This window comes from Dietzia sp. MNB45, from assembly GCF_051994785.1.
Classification (GTDB): Bacteria; Actinomycetota; Actinomycetes; order Mycobacteriales; family Mycobacteriaceae; genus Dietzia; species Dietzia kunjamensis.
On sequence record NZ_CP163397.1, the window covers coordinates 2,984,938 to 3,000,307 of the forward strand.

Sequence of the window (15,370 nt, forward strand, 5' to 3'; positions counted from 1 at the left end):
TGAACCGCTGCCGTGTTTCAGTGGTGTTGCGGGTTCGGTCGGGAGTCGTTACGGCTGGTCGCCGGGGGTTACGACTAGCGGTCGGCGTCCGGGTTGTACCAGCGCCCCACGACCCGACGGGACAGCAAGCCGAAGAACAGGAACACGGCCACGCCGAGCAGGGAGGCCAGGATGATGGAGGCGAACAGTTCCGGCGACTGCAGGCGGGCGCGGAAGGTGTCGATGAGGATGCCGATGCCCGGGTCGCCCTGCTTGAAGAAGAAGTCGCCGACGATCGCACCGACCACCGACAGGCCGGCCGCCACGCGCAGGCCCTCGAACAGCGCCGGCAGGGCGGCAGGGGCCTCGAGCTTGCGCAGCACTGTGAGCCGCCCGGCGTGGTGCAGCGTAAAGAGCCGGCGCAGGCCCGGGTCGACGGACTTCAGCCCGAACAGGGTGTTGGAGACGATCGGGAACAGTGCGATCAGCACGCACACGAACACGCGGGCGGTGAACCCGAAGCCGAACCAGAAGCCGATCAGCGGCACCAGCGCGAGGATCGGGATGCACTGCAGTACCACCGCGTAGGGGAACAGCGAGCGCTCGGCCCACTTCTCCTGGCTCATGATGATCGCCCACACGACGCCGATCACGAACGCGATCGCCAACCCCGTCAGCGCGACGGTCGCGGTCCGGCCGAGCGCCTCGAGCATGCCCGAGACGCTGGGCCCGAACAGCCCGTCGGTGACCACCACGTGCGGCGCCGGAAGCAGGAACCGCCGCGACGGCTCGAGCACCCCGTAGCTCACGAAGTACCACAGGCCCAGCACTGCGGCCAGGACTGCCAACGGGCCGCCGTAGCGGACCACGGGCCCGTCGGCCGAGAGGCGGAACCGGGGGCGGGCGGGTCCGGCGGCGGGGGCTCCCCCGGCCGGTTCGGCCACGGGGCCGGGGCCCACGTCGGCGGCGGTGACCTCGTCGTCGTCGTCGTTCTTCACGGTCGCGCGGGCGGTGATTCCGTTCATCAGTGTGCCTCTCATCAGTGCGCCTCCTCGAGTGCCTGGGATACCTCGCCGACGAGGTTCATGTAGTCCGCCGTGTAGCGGATCTCGGGGTCGCGCTCCGGCCCGAACGGCACGTCCACCGAATGGGTGATCCGCCCCGGCCGACCGGACATCACCACCACGCGCGTGGACAGGTACACCGCCTCCGCGACCGAGTGCGTGATGAACAGACCTGCGAACCGCTTGGCCGCGAACAGCCCCAGCAGCTCGTCGCCGAGGCGCTGCCGGGTGATCTCGTCGAGCGCGCCGAACGGCTCGTCGAACAGGAACAACTCCGGGTCGAGGGTCAGCGAGCGGGCCAGCGAGACACGCATCTTCATGCCGCCCGATAGCTCCCGCGGCAGCGACGTCTCGAACCCGGCCAGGCCCACCAGTTCGATCGCCGCCGCCGCGCGGTCACGGCGTTCGGTGCGGCCGATGCCGTCGAGCTCGGCGAGCATCTCCACGTTCTGCTCGACCGTCCGCCACGGCAGCAGGGTCGCGTCCTGGAAGACGTAGCCGATGCGGTCGGTGCCGGTCTGCATGTAGCCGTCGGTGTGGGTGGCGAGCCCGGACGCGAGGCTGAGTAGCGTGGACTTGCCGCAGCCGGACGGGCCCACGACGCTGACGAACTCTCCGGCGCGGATCCGCAGGTCCACGCCGTCGAGCGCGCGGGTGCCGTTGGGGTAGGTCACTCCGACGCCGTCGAATCCGAGGATCTCGCTGCCGGGCCGGGCGGCCTGCGCCGCCCGCATGTCGGTGGGTGTGGTCATCGGGTCTCCTCGTAGGTGGGTGTCCGTGGGTGGGAGGTGGCGGCTTGGTCGTCGAGCAGCGCGACACCGGGGTCGACGACGACGAGGACCTCCCTCGCCGCCACCACGCAGCCCGCCCGCAACACGATCCGGTCGGGTGGCGCGTCGGCGATCACGTCATCGAGCCCGCCCGCCCGGACCAGCAGCAGGTCGGCCCGCAGGCCGGGTGAGGGGCCGGCGGGCGGCAGACCCATGACCTCGCGGGCGCCGCCCGTGACGAGTTGCCAGGCGGTGTCCATGTCGAGGTGGGCGGCCACGATCAGCAACATCGCCGTCTCGGTGGCGTCGGAGCGGCCGACCGGGTTGAACGGGTCGCGCACGTTGTCGGCGCCGGCGGCGACGGTCACGTCGGTCTCGAGCAGGGCCCGGACCGGGGGCAGGCCGCGCGGGACCGAGGTGCAGCCGGCTCGGCCCTGCAGGTACAGGTTGGTGATCGGCAGGGTCACCACCCCGACGTCCGCCCTGCTCAGCGCGCCGGCGGCGCGGGATTGGCCCGCCCCGTCGAGCGAGCCGATGCGGCAGCAGTGCCCGGCAGTGCGGATCTGCCCCGCCGGCCAGGTCGCGACGCGGTCGGTGAACACCTCGAGCATGGCGTGGTCGCCGTCGAGGAACTCGTCCACGTGCAGGTCTATGCCGGTGCCCAGCTCCTCGGCGAGGTCCACCAGTCGGTTTGTCTCGGCGACCGGGTCGGTCGAGATGTGTGGGGCCCCGCCGATGAGGTCGGCACCGGCCGCGATCGCGGCGCGGGCCCGGTCCGACGGGTCGACCTCGTTGACCATCACCGAGATCTGCAGGTCCATCACGCCGGCGAGCTCGTCGCGGACGCGGACGAGAGCGCGGACGCCGCGCAGCGGGTCGTGGTCGTCGTGCAGGTCCACGTGGCTGCGCACCGCGGTCGTCCCGTTGGCCACGAGCTTGCGCGCTGCGGCGAGGGCGCGGGCGTGGATCTCGTCCTCGTCGACCGTCGCGGCGTAGGCCCGCCACGCGTCGATCGCCGCCCCCAGGTCGCAGCCCGGCGGCCGCGTGGCGCCCCAGCTCAGGGCCTTGTCGAGGTGGGCGTGCGGCTCCGCGGGCGCGGTGAGCACCATGTAGCCGCGGGCGTCGATCACCGATTCGCCCCCGGTAGGACCACCGCGCGTCGGGGTGGTCCCCGCATCCGTCACGGCCACGACCACCCCGTCGACGATGTCCACGTCGACCACCCGGCCGCCCTGCAGCCGGGCCCCCGCGATCCGGTCCACGTGCCGCGGCGCGACTCGCTCGGCCCCGGCTCCGCGCTGTGCATCGCGCTGTGCCGCTCGTCGTGGTTCCATCGTTCCCCTCCTCTTCCCTCACGCCCGGCGCTTGCTCTCTGACCCGGCGCTGGCAGGCCCGGCCCACCGGTCTGGTCGCGCCCGGCGCGGCACTTGTGCTTCCGACCCCGGAGCGGGATAGTTGCCGGGTATTGATCGGATCAATACTGATCAGTGTGGTGGCCCCGTGTTTCGGCGGCATTACCCCGCTGTTCCGGCGCGGTTCCGGTGTCCGCCGATTCCGCGCCAACGCGACTACCTGCACGAATACCGACCCCGGCAGACCGCGTCCCACCAGATCCCGCCCCGCCAGACCCCGACCCGCCCCGACCGCAAGGGAGGCCCCATGACCACCGCACGAGGCGACTCGCTGGACCGTCTCGGCGCGCGCATCCGGCACCACCGCCGCCAACTCGGACTGACGCTCGTCGAGGTGGCCGACCAGGCCGGGATCTCGCAGCCCTTCCTCAGTCAGATCGAGCGTGGCAAGGCGGCGCCCAGCATGTCCACGCTCGAGGGTCTCGCCCACGCCCTCGGCACCACCCAGGCCCACCTCCTCGACGCGGTCACCGCCGGCGGGGCCTCCGACACCGGCGGACCCGGAGACTCCGGCCGGGACCGGGCCCATTCCGACCGGGTCGACGTCCAGCGCTCCACCGAGGGCGCCACCCTGACCCGGGCGGAGCGCACGGTCGGCGGTCACACCCGACTCCTGCCCGGAGGCCCGGGGGGCACGCAGTTCCTCGAGTTCGTGGAGACCAATCACGTCCCGGGCCGGTTCTTCGAACACCCCGGCCAGGAATGGCTCTACATCACCCGGGGCACCGTCCTGCTCGAGGTCGGCGATTCGCTCACCCGACTCGAGGCGGGCGACGTCGCGAGGTACAACGGCACCCTCCCCCACCGGTGGTACGTCCCCGACGGCGGCGAGGCGTGCCTCATCGTCGCCCGACCGGGTTGACCGCGACCGGGCCGCCCGACCTGCGCCTGACCAGCACGACCACCACGACCACCCACCTCAGCTACCCTGGGACATCCCCGCCCCGGCCCCCTCCCTCGCGCGCCGACCCGGGGCGCCCTGCGGGGGCCGAGCAGGGCACCCCAGGTCAGAACGCCCAAGACCGTGCACCGCCCACAGCGCCACACCCTTCACCGAACCAAGACCCGGACCCGGACCCACCACTCCCCCGAGACCGCCCGCACCACGCATGCCCTCTACCTGCAGTGCCCTGCGGAGGGTGCGCAGGGCACCCCAGGTCAGCGGGCGCCGCGGTGATCAGCGACGACGACGAGGCCGGGCATCTCCCCGTAATGAGATGGCACTCGCTCGCGTGTTCGATCCAGTCTCCCTGCCCACGATGTCAGACCTAGAACATATGGTCGAACCATGACGAGCACCTCCAAGTCCGACGCCCATGATTCCGCCTCCCATGCGGCGATCGTCCCCGATGCCCCCGACCCGTTCGTGCCGCCTAAGGGGTTCACTACAGCGACCGGTCCCGCCGTCGACGTGATCGTCCCGGAGGCCTACGCCCGGTGGGATCCACATCAACAGCGCGGATATCTCGCCCAACGCCTGATCAACGCGGCCGAGGGACGCACCGTCGCCTTCGCCTACGATTGCGTCCGGGTCGCGGGGCAGCGCGACCGCCACCGGGACCCGTGGGAGACCGCCGCCTCGATCGTCAGCGCCTCGATGGCGTTGTCCCGGCACGGCGCCTCGCGTCTGGTCACCACCGCGGTCGAGTTGACCGAGCGGCTCCCCCGTACCGCGGCCCTGCTCGCGACCGGATGGATCGGCATCCTCGCCGCCCACACGATCGCCGAGGAGACCGCGATGGTCTCCGATGAGCTCATGCCCCAACTCGACAGGCGGATCAGTGAGGCACTGGCTCCCACCAGGCGCCGCACACACCCGCCGAGACTCGGCCCGCTACGAAAGATGCTCACCAAGACCGTCTCGGCGTGCGACCCGGTCGGGGCCGACGCCAGGGCGAGGGAGGCGCGGCGGGACCAGGACGTCGAGAGGGTGCCGCTGGCCGACGACAGGGCCCTGATCACAGCGCACCTCACCGCGGAGACCGCCGTGGAGATCGCCGACCGTATCGAGGCCCTCGCGAGCACCGCCTCCGAGGACGACCCGCGTTCTCTCGGTGAGTTGCGTGCCGCGGGCCTACTGGCGCTGAGTCGCGGGTGGGCCTGCCTGCCCGACGTCGACGGCGAACACCCCGGTGACCCGGACGGACAGGCGGCCGCTCGGCGGGTGACCATCTACGCCTACGACGACGGCAGTCCGGACAACCGTGGCCTCACGCTGGCCGGCTACGGGCCGATCACCGGTCACACCGCCGACCAGCTGGAGCGCAGCGCTCGTCGCCGGATCGACTCACTGGCAGATCTCGCGGACCCCGACTGCTACGCGGCCCGGCGGTACACGCCCTCCGAGGCGTTGGCACGCTTCTGCAAGGGCCGCGACGGCACCTGTGTCTTCCCCGGGTGCCAGACGCCAGCCGAGAAGACCGACCTCGACCACATCATCCCGTTCGACCATGACAACCCGGAGTGCGGCGGGCACACCACGTCCGATGATCTCGGCTCCCTCTGCCGCTTCCACCACCGACTCAAGACCGAGGGAATCTGGGCCTACTACCGGGACATCGACGGAACCTACGTCTGGCTCCACGGCCCCAATCACCCGGAGGCCGATCCGGGAACGCGCATCACGACGGCCCCCGGTGGACCGCTGGCCGCGCTCGCCCCGCCGCGGCATCCGGAGTCCAACCGACGGCAGCAGGACGCGGCCGAAGCCGGCAGGACCGGCAGCGGCTCACCGGCGTCGAGGAGGCGCCCCCACCTGCGTCACCGCCGCGCGGCGGAGCGCAGCAGGCTGCGGGCCCAGGCGCACCATCGTCAACAGGAACCCCGGTCAGGGCGCCCGCCGCGCTCGGCTCCCCCGCAGGATGACCGGCCCCAGCAGGACCAGCCGCGGTCCTCGGCGTTCGATGATGAGCCGCCGTTCTGATGGCGGGGCCGTCAGTAGCGGGGTCTCGTCGGGTACCAGCCGTCGTCGGGGCGGTGCGGGCCGATCGACCGGACCTCGCGGAACTCGAAGCCCGCGAAGTCGTCCGCGAGGCGGTCCCAGTTCTCGCGAGTGATCGCGGTGGTGACCGCCCCCGCGATGCGACCGACACCTCCGTAGATGCCGGACAGCTGGTTTCCGGTGACGCCCATGGACGTACGCGCGCCGGTCGAGAAGTGGTGCAGCCTGGTCACCCAGGGCGCGGAGCCCGGTCGGCGTTCGGTGAACTCGAAACCCGGTCCGAGGTAGGGGTTGCGTCCTGCCGGGTGGCCGGCGGCGAAGTCGTGCACGTCGGCCCACAGGGCGATGTCGTCGACGAACTCCGCGAGCTCCGGGCGCAGTCGCAGGTCGACCTCGTACCCGGTCGCGGCGATCACCACATCGGCGTGGAACCGGTCGGCGGGGGTGACGATGGCGAGCTCGGTCCCGCCCGCGCCGTCGTCGACCACCGCGACCGAGTCCCAGGCACAGCCTGTGCGCAGTGCGAAGTCGGGATGGGCGAAGCACCGCCACACCGTGTGCTGGGTCGGCGGCTGCGGCAAGCCCCCGCTGAGGAGGGTGAAGTCCCACTTCGCGCGATCGTCGAGGTCGTAGAAGCGTTCCTGCATGCCGGGGAACTCCATCCACCGCAGCGGGTTGGAGTCCGGGACGGTGTCCCGCCGCATGAACACCTCCGCTCGCGCGGCGCCGTGGTCGAGCGCGGTGGCGGCGTTGTCGAACCCGGAGGCTCCGCCGCCCAGGACGGCGACCCGCCGGCCGCGCAGGGCCTCGAAGTCGATCGGGTCCTCGGTGTGGAACCAGCGCTCGCGCGGCAGCGCACGGACCATCTCCGGCACCCGCTGTCCGCCGCCGCCGCTGAGGCCGAGGGCGAACACGATCCGCCGGGCGGTCACGGTCTGGGTGGCACCGCCGGCGGCGGCCACCTCCACGACGAACGGGCCATCCGCCGTGGCGGGGCGGTGCACGGCGGTCACCTGCGTCTCGTGGCGGACCTCGATCCCCGCTGCCTCGCGATACCAGCGCAGGTAGTCGTTCCAGTCCAGGCGCGGAACGAGGTCGATCTCCTGCCACGCCTGCTCGCCGTAGACCGCCTCGAACCAGCGGCGCACGTGCAGCGACGGGACGTCGAACTCGATGCCGCGCATGTGTTTGGGGCTGCGCAGGGTGTGCATGCGTGCGTAGCGGTCCCAGCAGCCCACCCGGTCGGCGGGCCCGTCATCCACCACCAGGACCCGGTCGATCCGTTGACGTCCGAGGGCGAAGGCGGCGCCGAGTCCGGCCTGACCGCCTCCGATGACCAGCACATCGAGTTGCGCGAATCCGGGTTCGCGCGGGATCCAGTCGCGAGCATGGCTCGTGGTGGCGATGTCCTCGCGGACGCGCGCGGTCAGCGCGGCCAGCCTGGCGTCGGCGTCTGCCAGGCGGCGGGGGCTGGTCTCGCCCGGGGTGGGGAGCGTGGGCGCGTCGGGCATCACGGAGGTCATGGACGTCTCCTGCGGCATCGGGACCCGGGTCCTGTGCCCGGGCGGACACCGCGCCGCTGCCTGACTGATGACTCGGCCGCCGGGGCGTCGGTCGCCCGGCGGCCGGGTCGGCTGGGCCGACCGCACCGTCGCGGTGTCGCCTCCGAGTCTGACACCAGCGCTTTTCCGCCGTGTTACGCCGACGTGAGAGCGGTGTGGCGCGCCGCCGGGTCCGCGCCGCCGGCGGCGATGTCCCGCGTGAAGCTCGCCAGTGCCGCGCACAGTGGGCCCGGTGCGGACAGCTGCGGGACGTGGCCCGTGTGGAGCGTGACCACCCGGGCACCAGGGGTGAGCTGCTGCATGCGTCGCTGCGCGATGATCGGCACGGTGCGATCCCCGGTGGCTTCGACGTACAACCGCGGCAGGGCGCCGAAGCGCGCAGGGGTCCAGGCGGCGGAGATCAGCCGGGCGCTCTCCCGCTGCGGCCGCAACCGGCGCGCAGCGGCGATCGCCTCCCCCGCCGGGGCGTCGTGGAAGAACACCGCCGCCGCGGCCTCCGGCGGGACCGACGTCTCGCGGCCGTCCGCACTCGACTCGAGCCACCGGGAGATCCCCACCTCCGGAGGCAGGCCGATCCTCGCGCAGAGCTGCGCGAAGTCCACCCCCGAGGGCAGCATCATCCCGGCGACGAAGGCGACCGCGGCGACACGGTCCGGGATCAGCTCGGCAACCCTGGTCACCACGACCCCGCCACCGGAGTGGCCCACGAGCACGGCAGGTCGTTCGAGGAGCTGCACGAGTGCTGAGACATGGTCGGCCAGGGTGTCGAGGTCGACCACCTCGTCGTCGTCGCCACCCACACCCGGTAGCTCGACCACGTGGGGGCGCAGGCCGGCCGCACGCAGCGGACCGGTCACGGTGTCCCACACCCAGCCGCCGGCCCACGCACCGTGGACCAACACCACGTCCATCACGGTGTCGCCCTCCGTCACTGCGCCGACGCCGCCAGGACGCGGGCCGCCTCGCGAACCGCCGCGGTGTTGGCCTTGCCGTGCCGGGACCCGGCGAGCTTGGCGGCGATGTGTTCGCGGACCGTGACGGGCTCGTAGGCGTCGCCGTCGGTGCCGACGAACTCGGGCAGGGTGGCCACCACGGCGTCGACGTTCCCGTCGTGGAAGAACGCGGCCGAGCGGCGGCGGACGATGCGGCCGTCGACGATCGGGGGCGCGACCCGGTGCAGGGTCGACATCCACCGGTCGTTGGTCAGCCGCGCGGTGAGGTCGCCCAGGTTGACCAGCAGGCCGCCCTCCACGGGTTGTACGTCGTGCCAGACGCCGTCGGTGCCGAGCACCTGCAGGCCGGCGACCCGGTCGGCCCACAGGACCGTGACCAGACCGAAGTCGGTGTGCTCGCCCATGCCCCTGAGTTCGCCGTCGAGCGAGACGGGCCCCTCGTCGAGGGCGTAGTTGACCATCCGGAGAACGTCGATCGAGTGGTCGGTGAGCTGCTCGAAGTACCCCGCGGGCTGGCCGAGGGCGTCGGCGAAGACGCGGGTGAGCGTGCGCGCGACACGGGATGCCTCGGCGAAGTAGGCGTCGACGCGCTCGCGGAAACCGGGCCGCCGGCCACCGGGGAGATCGGGCCACACGTTGATCCCGTAGTCGTCCTCCGACAGGTCCAGACCGACGAACGAGCGTGCCTCGACCCCCACGTTGAACGCCTCGAAGAAGTCGTTCATCCGCCCGGCGGACTCCACCCCGAGGCTCAGACTGAGCGACTCACTCTTGGGCGGGCTGTACCCGCGGTTCGCATCGGCCACGCGGTAGGCCTTCTTGGCCTCGAGGGGCAGTGCGAAGAAGTCGTCGATCGCGCCGGCCAGACCGTCGATGACCGCGGGTGCCACGCCGTGTCCGACGATCTGCATGAACCCGACGGTCGAGCAGGCCTCGTCGATCTCGCGGGCGACCCGCACGCGGTCGTCGGAGGACCCGCCGACGACGTAGGGAGACAGGTCCACCGTGGGGACGTGGAAACCGGGGTGATCAGTGGTCATGAGCTTCTCCTGTGGCGGAGTGGCCGGCCGAGGTGACGGGGGCCGGTGTGCCGGGCCGCGGCGCCCACCACGCGGGGTGGGGGCCGGTGCACGACCATGTCTACCGAGGGCGGGTTCCGCCGCTGTCACCCGCGTGTGACCACCGCATTAACGGTCAGCTCCGCGGGAGCCGGGCGGCCATCGCCTCGAGCGCGTCCGCCGTGAGCCGCCCGTGCACCCGGAGTCGCGCGATGCCGCCGTCGGGGAAGACGTCGATGCGGACGAACCGGACGGGGTCGGGGTCTGTGCCGGGAGTGTCGGGGCCGGCGGGGGCCCCGACGAGGAACCGGTGGCGGCAATCGGGCTGCAGCGGGGTGCGGGGCACCAACTCGACCCAGGTCTCGGGGCGGTCGAGGTCCTCGGCCCTGCGGATGCCGTGCAGGGACGCCGATCCGGGGGCGTTGCCGACGTAATAGGAGGTGTCGATCTCCACGTGATCGACCGTGCCCGGGCCGGCCAGGGCAATGGTGACGTGGTCGTTGCCGTCGTCGCGGCGGCGGGCGTTCTCCCAGCCCTCGCCCATGTGGCGGGAGCGGCCGGGGGCGATGATGTTGGCCGGTGACGAGTAGAACAGGTCGGAGCAGTCGACGATCCGCCCGCCGTTCTCCGCCGCCGCCAGGTCGACTGTGCCCGCCAGGAACCGGGGGTCCGGCGCGGGTTCGCCGTGCACCCGCAGCCTGGCGATGCCCCCGTCGGGGATCATCCGCAGCCGCACGTGGGTCACGGGCGTCTCGTCGGCCACCGCGTAGGCGTTGCGGGTGTCGCCCTGCGCGGGGGACGGCGGGACCAGCGGCCGCCACGATGCCGCGGCGAGCTGCTCGGCGTCCGGGTAGCCCTCGACCCACGCACCGTCGAGGGCGACCTGCGGCGGGTAGTTGCCGCGGAAGAAGGCGGTGTCCACCACGACGCCGCGGACCACGCCCGGCACCCCGAGCCGGATGATCGCCGCGTCCTCGCCCGGCGTTCGACGGCGACGGCTCTCCCAACCGTCGTAGACCTTGCCCTTGTGCCCGAACAGGGTCGGGTCGAAGACCGGCTCGCCGGGCAGGAGCAGATTCTCCTTCTCGGCGAAGAACTCGTCGTCGGCGTGGACGACCGCGCCCGCGAGGGTGCGGGAGGCCAGATCCGGCAGTGTGAGGAAGTCAGGCGTGGTGGACGGGGTCGCGGTCATGCGGGGGTCTCCATTCTGGACGAGGCCAGGGAAGGGATGGGGCGGAGCACCGGGTGGCCCGCAGCCGGGCGGTCCAGGTCCACGCGGTGGCCGGCGAGGTAGACCTCGCGCACGACGCCGGCCAGGGCCCGTTCGGCGTAGGCGGTCACGGGGTTCTTGTGCTCCAGCCGCTCGGGCAGGACCACGAAGGCGTCGTCGGGGGCCAGGACCACCAGGTCCGCGCGGGCGCCGGGACGGATAGCCCCCCGGTCGGGAAGGCCGACGAACGCGGCGGGCCCGGAGGCCATCCACCGCACCACGTCGGGCAGCCCCATCCCCCGGCGCCGGGCCTCGGACCACATGACCGGCAGGCCCAGTTGGACGGAGGCGATCCCACCCCACGCCTCTCCGAAGTCGCCGGTGTCGAACCGCTTGAGCTCGGGCACGCACGGGGAGTGGTCGGAGACCACCAGGTCGATCGTCCCGTCGCGCAGCCCCTCCCACAGTCCCTCGCGGTTGCCGGCCTCCCGGATCGGCGGGCAACACTTGTAGTGGGTTGCACCGGGTTGGATCTCCTCGGCGAAGAGCGACAGGTAGTGCGGGCACGTCTCCACGGTGATCGGCAACCCCTCGGCCTTGGCGGCGCGGATCAGCGGCAGTGCGTCGGCGGCGGACAGGTGCAGGATGTGCGCGCGGCACCCGGTGCGCCGGACGCCGTCGATCACCTGCGCCACCGCGCGGACCTCCGCCGTCACGGGCCGCGAGTCGAGGAACCCGGTGTATGCCGGCCCGTCGGGCGGGGTCTGGGCGTCGATGGTCCCGGCGTCCTCGGCGTGGACGATCAACAGGCCGTCGAACGACGCGATCTCCGCCATGGCCGCGAGCATCTGCGCCGGGTCCAGCGGCGGGAACTCGTCGATCCCGGAGTGCAGCAGGAAGCACTTGAACCCGAACACGCCGCCGTCCCACAGTTCACGCAGGCGGCCGAGGTTCTCCGGCACCGCGCCGCCCCAGAAGCCGGTGTCGACGTGCAGTTTGCCCACCGTGCTGGCGAGTTTGGCGTCGAGCGCGGCGGGGCTGGTGGTGACGGGACTGGAGTTGAGGGGCATGTCGAGCAGGGTCGTCACGCCGCCGCGGGCCGCGGCACGGGTGGCGCTGGCGAAGCCCTCCCAGTCGGTGCGTCCGGGTTCGTTGACGTGCACGTGGGTGTCGACCAGGCCGGGCAGCAGGACCACGTCGCGGGCCAGGGTCACCGTGTGGGCGCCGGTGGGTGCCCGGTCGAGTGCGCCCGGGGCCACGTCGACGGTGGTGATGGTGCCGTCGGCGACGACGACGAGGGCCTCCCGCTCGGCACCGTCGACGATCGCCCGGTGGGCCCGGATCACCAGGTCGGGGTGGGTCATCTGCTCTCCTCATGGTCGGTTCCCGGGCGTGTCAGCGCGGCCAGGTCGGCGCGATCGACGCCGGCGCGGGTGGTGATCTCGTCCGCGGTGACGGCCCCGCAGTCCAGTGCGCGGACGCAGAAGTCGGCCAGGGCGCGGGCGGTGGCGGGTTCGTCGAGGTATCCGGCGTCCGGGCCCGTGCCGAGGTAGGCGGCGATCCTCGCGCACGCGGCCGGCACCGAACGCCGGTAGAAGGCGTAGGTGGCCACGTACCGGGACACCAGCTGCGCGGGATGCAGGTCCCAGCCCTGGTAGAAGCCCCTGCGCAGTGATCGGTCGATCAGCCGCGCGTGTAGACGCCACCCCGCACGCACCGCCTCCGCGTCGCCGACGGGTAGCCGGTTGGTGGAGCCGTCGGACAGCGCCACCCCGGTGCCGGCGGCGGCGACCTGCATGACGGCTTTGGCGTGGTCGGCCGCCGGGTGGTCCATGGCCTGGTACTCGGCGGCGATCCCGCAGGCGGCCGAGTAATCGTAGGTGCCGTAGTGCACACCGATGCAGCGCCCGTCGGCGGCGTGGATCAGCCGGGCGACCAGTGCCGAACCGTCGGGGGCGCAGATCGACTGCGGGGTCTCGATCTGGATCTCGAACCGCAAGGCGCGCTCCGGCAGGCTGCACGCCGCTTCGAGGTCGCGGCAGATCCCGACCATCGCGCGCACCTGGTCGACGGACGTCACCTTGGGCAGGGTGGGCCGGAACCCCGCCAACAGCGCGTCGCGATCCGGTGCGGCGGCCAGCCCGGCGACCACGCGGGTGAACGTGAGGACACCCCGGCGGCGGGTGGCCGGGTCGAGGGACCCGAACCGCACGCCCCAGAACGGCGGCGACGACGACCGCCCTGACCAGCGGGTGATCACCTCGGCCAGCACCCGGTCCACGTGCCCGTCCTCGTCGTGGTCCCGCCTCCCGGGGGGCACATCCCGCTGGGTGAAGCCGTCCTCGAAGTCGATGCGCAGGTCCTCGACCGGTTCAACCTCCAGCTTGGCCCGGACCAACGCGTGGATCGCGGGGGCGTCCGCCGGGGCCACCAGATCGCCGCCGCCGGAATCACCGCTGACCTGGGCTGCCCTGAACACCCTCTGCAGGGCGGCGGGGTCCGGCAGGTGTTCGTCGAACGCGGCGAGAGCGACCGCGCCCACTTCGCTGACAATCCCGGCGTGCACGCGATCCGCGGGCAGGTACAGGGTGTGGACGGGTTGGCGACCGGTGGGCGGCCCGGGGAACAGCTCGGCTTGCTCGGCGTCGTGGGCCGCGAGGCGGGCGTCGACGCCGGCGAGGACGACGTCCGGGTCCGGGCCGACGACCGGGTCCGGGCCGACGACCGGGTCCGGTGTGGGGAGTGGGTTCACGCGTACTCCTGGGAACGAGGGGGTGGGCGCGACCCGCCCGCTACACCTGTCTATCGACGCACGGTTCCGCCATGGTCACCCACGCGTGTCCCCCGTGTTACGCCGCGAATGGATGCACGAGACCGCGCTCACCGGTGGATCGCGGCGTCCATCCCCACCAGCGGCGCCCCGGTCCCGCCCCGGCGATGGGCGACGAGTTCGGCCGCGATCGACAGCGCGGTCTCCGCGGCCGTCCGCGCGCCGAGGTCCAGCCCGATCGGCGAGTGCAGGCGCTGCAGCCCCGACTCGGGGACCCCCTCCGCGCGCAGGTCGGTCATCCGCTGGGTGTGGGTGCGCCGGCTGCCCATCGCGCCGATGTACCCGGCGCGGGTCCGCAGCGCCTCGACCAGCAGCGGGATGTCGAACCTGGGATCGTGGGTGAGGACGCAGATCGCGGTGGAGGCGTCGACGCGGGTCCCGGCGAGGTACTGGTGCGGCCACCGCCGCACCACCTCGGCGGCCGCCGGGAAGCGCTCGGCGGCGGCGAACACCGGTCGGGCATCGCACACCGTCACCCGGTACCCGAGCTGCGCACCCATCGGTACGAGGGCCTCGGCGAACGCGGTCGCGCCGAACACCAGCAACCGCGGCGGGTCGAGCCGGTGCAGGAAGACGCGGGCCGGCAGGGCGGCGCCGTCTGCAGCGCTGTCGGCGGCAGGGGCGGCGAAGACGACGCCGGTTCCGCGCCCCTCGGCGATCGCCGCGGCCACCGGCCCGCCGGCCCAGGGCGGGGCCTCGTCGTCGTCGACCCCTGTGCCGCCGTCTCCCCCCGCCACCATCCACTGCCCGGCGCACCGGCCGTCCAGAACGGTGGCCGCGACCACGGCGTGGCCCTCGCGCGCGGCGGCGAGCAGTCGGTCAACGGGGTGCGCGGGGCCCGGCGGTGGCGCGGGGCCCGGCGGTGCCGCGGGGGCGAGGGGTTCGACGAACACCTCGAGCGATCCGCCGCAGGTCGGGCCCACGTCGAGGAGCTGGTCGGGGAGTTCGTCGCCGTCGGGGCCGAAGCGCGCGAGGGCGGGGTGGCCGTCGGCGATGACCTGCTCGCACAGGGTGTACACCGCCGCGTCCACGCAACCGCCGGAGACGCCGCCGACCACCTCGCCGGTCGCGGAGACCGCCATCGCGGTGCCCGGGGCCAGCGGCGCCGACCCGCCCGTCGCGACGACCCGGGCCAGCGCACACGCGACGCCGGCGGCGCGCCAGCGGGCCAGGGTCTCGGCGACGGGGATGTCCATGCGCTCAGGATGGCGAGGTCACATTGCCGAGGTGTTACCGCCGGGATTCAGTCGTGGCGCGCGCCCATGAGGTGCAGGATCCGGTGCACGGTGTCGTCGACGAGGGTGTAGCGCACGATGCGGCCGTCGGCGTCGTCGCGCGTCGCGCTGACCCAGCCCTGGTCGCGCAGGATCCGCAGCGCCTGGGACGCCGCGTTGCGGGTGATGCCGACGGCGTCGGCCAGGTCGGAGACCGTCGCGACGCCCGGCCCGGCGTGGTGCATGTGCGCCAGGAGACCGAGGCGGGTGGGGTCGGCGAGCAGGTCGAAGCGCGCGGCCCAGTCGTTCACGTCCATCCGTTCACGTCCATCGGTTCCTCCGTAACAGCCGCGACACATTCCGCCTCTACGCTCGGG

The 15,370-nt window shown here is 72.8% G+C and carries 13 protein-coding genes; 2 read left to right on the forward strand and 11 right to left on the reverse strand.

Annotation, left to right across the window (positions count from 1 at the left end):
- Window positions 1-74: 74 nt before the first annotated feature.
- The 3 genes from AB5G72_RS14370 to AB5G72_RS14380 are packed head-to-tail and all read right to left on the reverse strand — an operon-like array spanning window position 75 to window position 3,147.
- Window positions 75-1,004, reverse strand: coding sequence for an ABC transporter permease (locus AB5G72_RS14370; RefSeq protein WP_182635548.1), 930 nt, complete (start codon window positions 1,002-1,004; stop codon window positions 75-77).
- Between the two features lie 14 nt (window positions 1,005-1,018).
- The gene (locus AB5G72_RS14375) at window positions 1,019-1,795 is read right to left on the reverse strand and encodes an ABC transporter ATP-binding protein (protein ID WP_317176616.1); all 777 of its coding nucleotides are present in this window, start codon (window positions 1,793-1,795) and stop codon (window positions 1,019-1,021) included.
- Window positions 1,792-3,147, reverse strand: coding sequence for an amidohydrolase family protein (locus AB5G72_RS14380; RefSeq protein ID WP_440220196.1), 1,356 nt, complete (start codon window positions 3,145-3,147; stop codon window positions 1,792-1,794). The genes AB5G72_RS14375 and AB5G72_RS14380 overlap by 4 nt, the downstream gene beginning before the upstream one ends.
- Before the next feature lie 325 nt (window positions 3,148-3,472).
- Here AB5G72_RS14380 and AB5G72_RS14385 point away from each other — a divergent pair, with 325 nt between their 5' ends.
- Together AB5G72_RS14385 and AB5G72_RS14390 are read left to right on the forward strand one after the other, a co-directional pair.
- Entirely contained in the window at window positions 3,473-4,087 is a 615-nt protein-coding gene (locus tag AB5G72_RS14385) for a helix-turn-helix domain-containing protein (protein WP_440220197.1), read from the forward strand.
- Window positions 4,088-4,513: 426 nt separating this feature from the next.
- Window positions 4,514-6,148 (forward strand): DUF222 domain-containing protein, encoded by a 1,635-nt coding sequence (locus tag AB5G72_RS14390; RefSeq protein ID WP_440220198.1) that lies wholly within the window; start codon window positions 4,514-4,516, stop codon window positions 6,146-6,148.
- Window positions 6,149-6,159: 11 nt separating this feature from the next.
- Here AB5G72_RS14390 and AB5G72_RS14395 read toward each other — a convergent pair whose 3' ends face one another.
- From AB5G72_RS14395 to AB5G72_RS14430, 8 genes are all read right to left on the reverse strand, one after another.
- A complete protein-coding gene (locus AB5G72_RS14395) occupies window positions 6,160-7,689 on the reverse strand; it encodes a SidA/IucD/PvdA family monooxygenase (RefSeq protein WP_440220199.1) in 1,530 nt (509 codons plus the stop codon).
- A 173-nt stretch (window positions 7,690-7,862) separates the two neighbouring features.
- The gene (locus AB5G72_RS14400; RefSeq protein ID WP_440221507.1) at window positions 7,863-8,639 is read right to left on the reverse strand and encodes an alpha/beta fold hydrolase; all 777 of its coding nucleotides are present in this window, start codon (window positions 8,637-8,639) and stop codon (window positions 7,863-7,865) included.
- Window positions 8,640-8,656: 17 nt separating this feature from the next.
- Window positions 8,657-9,721 (reverse strand): isopenicillin N synthase family dioxygenase, encoded by a 1,065-nt coding sequence (locus AB5G72_RS14405; RefSeq protein WP_440220200.1) that lies wholly within the window; start codon window positions 9,719-9,721, stop codon window positions 8,657-8,659.
- A 154-nt stretch (window positions 9,722-9,875) separates the two neighbouring features.
- Window positions 9,876-10,931 (reverse strand): allantoicase, encoded by a 1,056-nt coding sequence (gene alc, locus AB5G72_RS14410; RefSeq protein ID WP_061228883.1) that lies wholly within the window; start codon window positions 10,929-10,931, stop codon window positions 9,876-9,878.
- On the reverse strand, window positions 10,928-12,313 hold the full coding sequence (allB, locus tag AB5G72_RS14415) for an allantoinase AllB (RefSeq protein WP_440220201.1): 1,386 nt from the start codon (window positions 12,311-12,313) through the stop codon (window positions 10,928-10,930). Before allB ends, alc begins: the two co-directional genes overlap by 4 nt.
- Entirely contained in the window at window positions 12,310-13,701 is a 1,392-nt protein-coding gene (locus tag AB5G72_RS14420; protein WP_440220202.1) for a DUF6986 family protein, read from the reverse strand. Before AB5G72_RS14420 ends, allB begins: the two co-directional genes overlap by 4 nt.
- A 128-nt stretch (window positions 13,702-13,829) precedes the next feature.
- Window positions 13,830-14,975 carry an XdhC family protein gene (locus AB5G72_RS14425; protein WP_440220203.1) on the reverse strand — a complete coding sequence of 382 codons (1,146 nt, stop codon included), beginning with the start codon at window positions 14,973-14,975 and terminating at the stop codon, window positions 13,830-13,832.
- A 47-nt stretch (window positions 14,976-15,022) separates the two neighbouring features.
- Entirely contained in the window at window positions 15,023-15,310 is a 288-nt protein-coding gene (locus AB5G72_RS14430; protein WP_061228888.1) for an ArsR/SmtB family transcription factor, read from the reverse strand.
- Window positions 15,311-15,370: the final 60 nt, after the last annotated feature.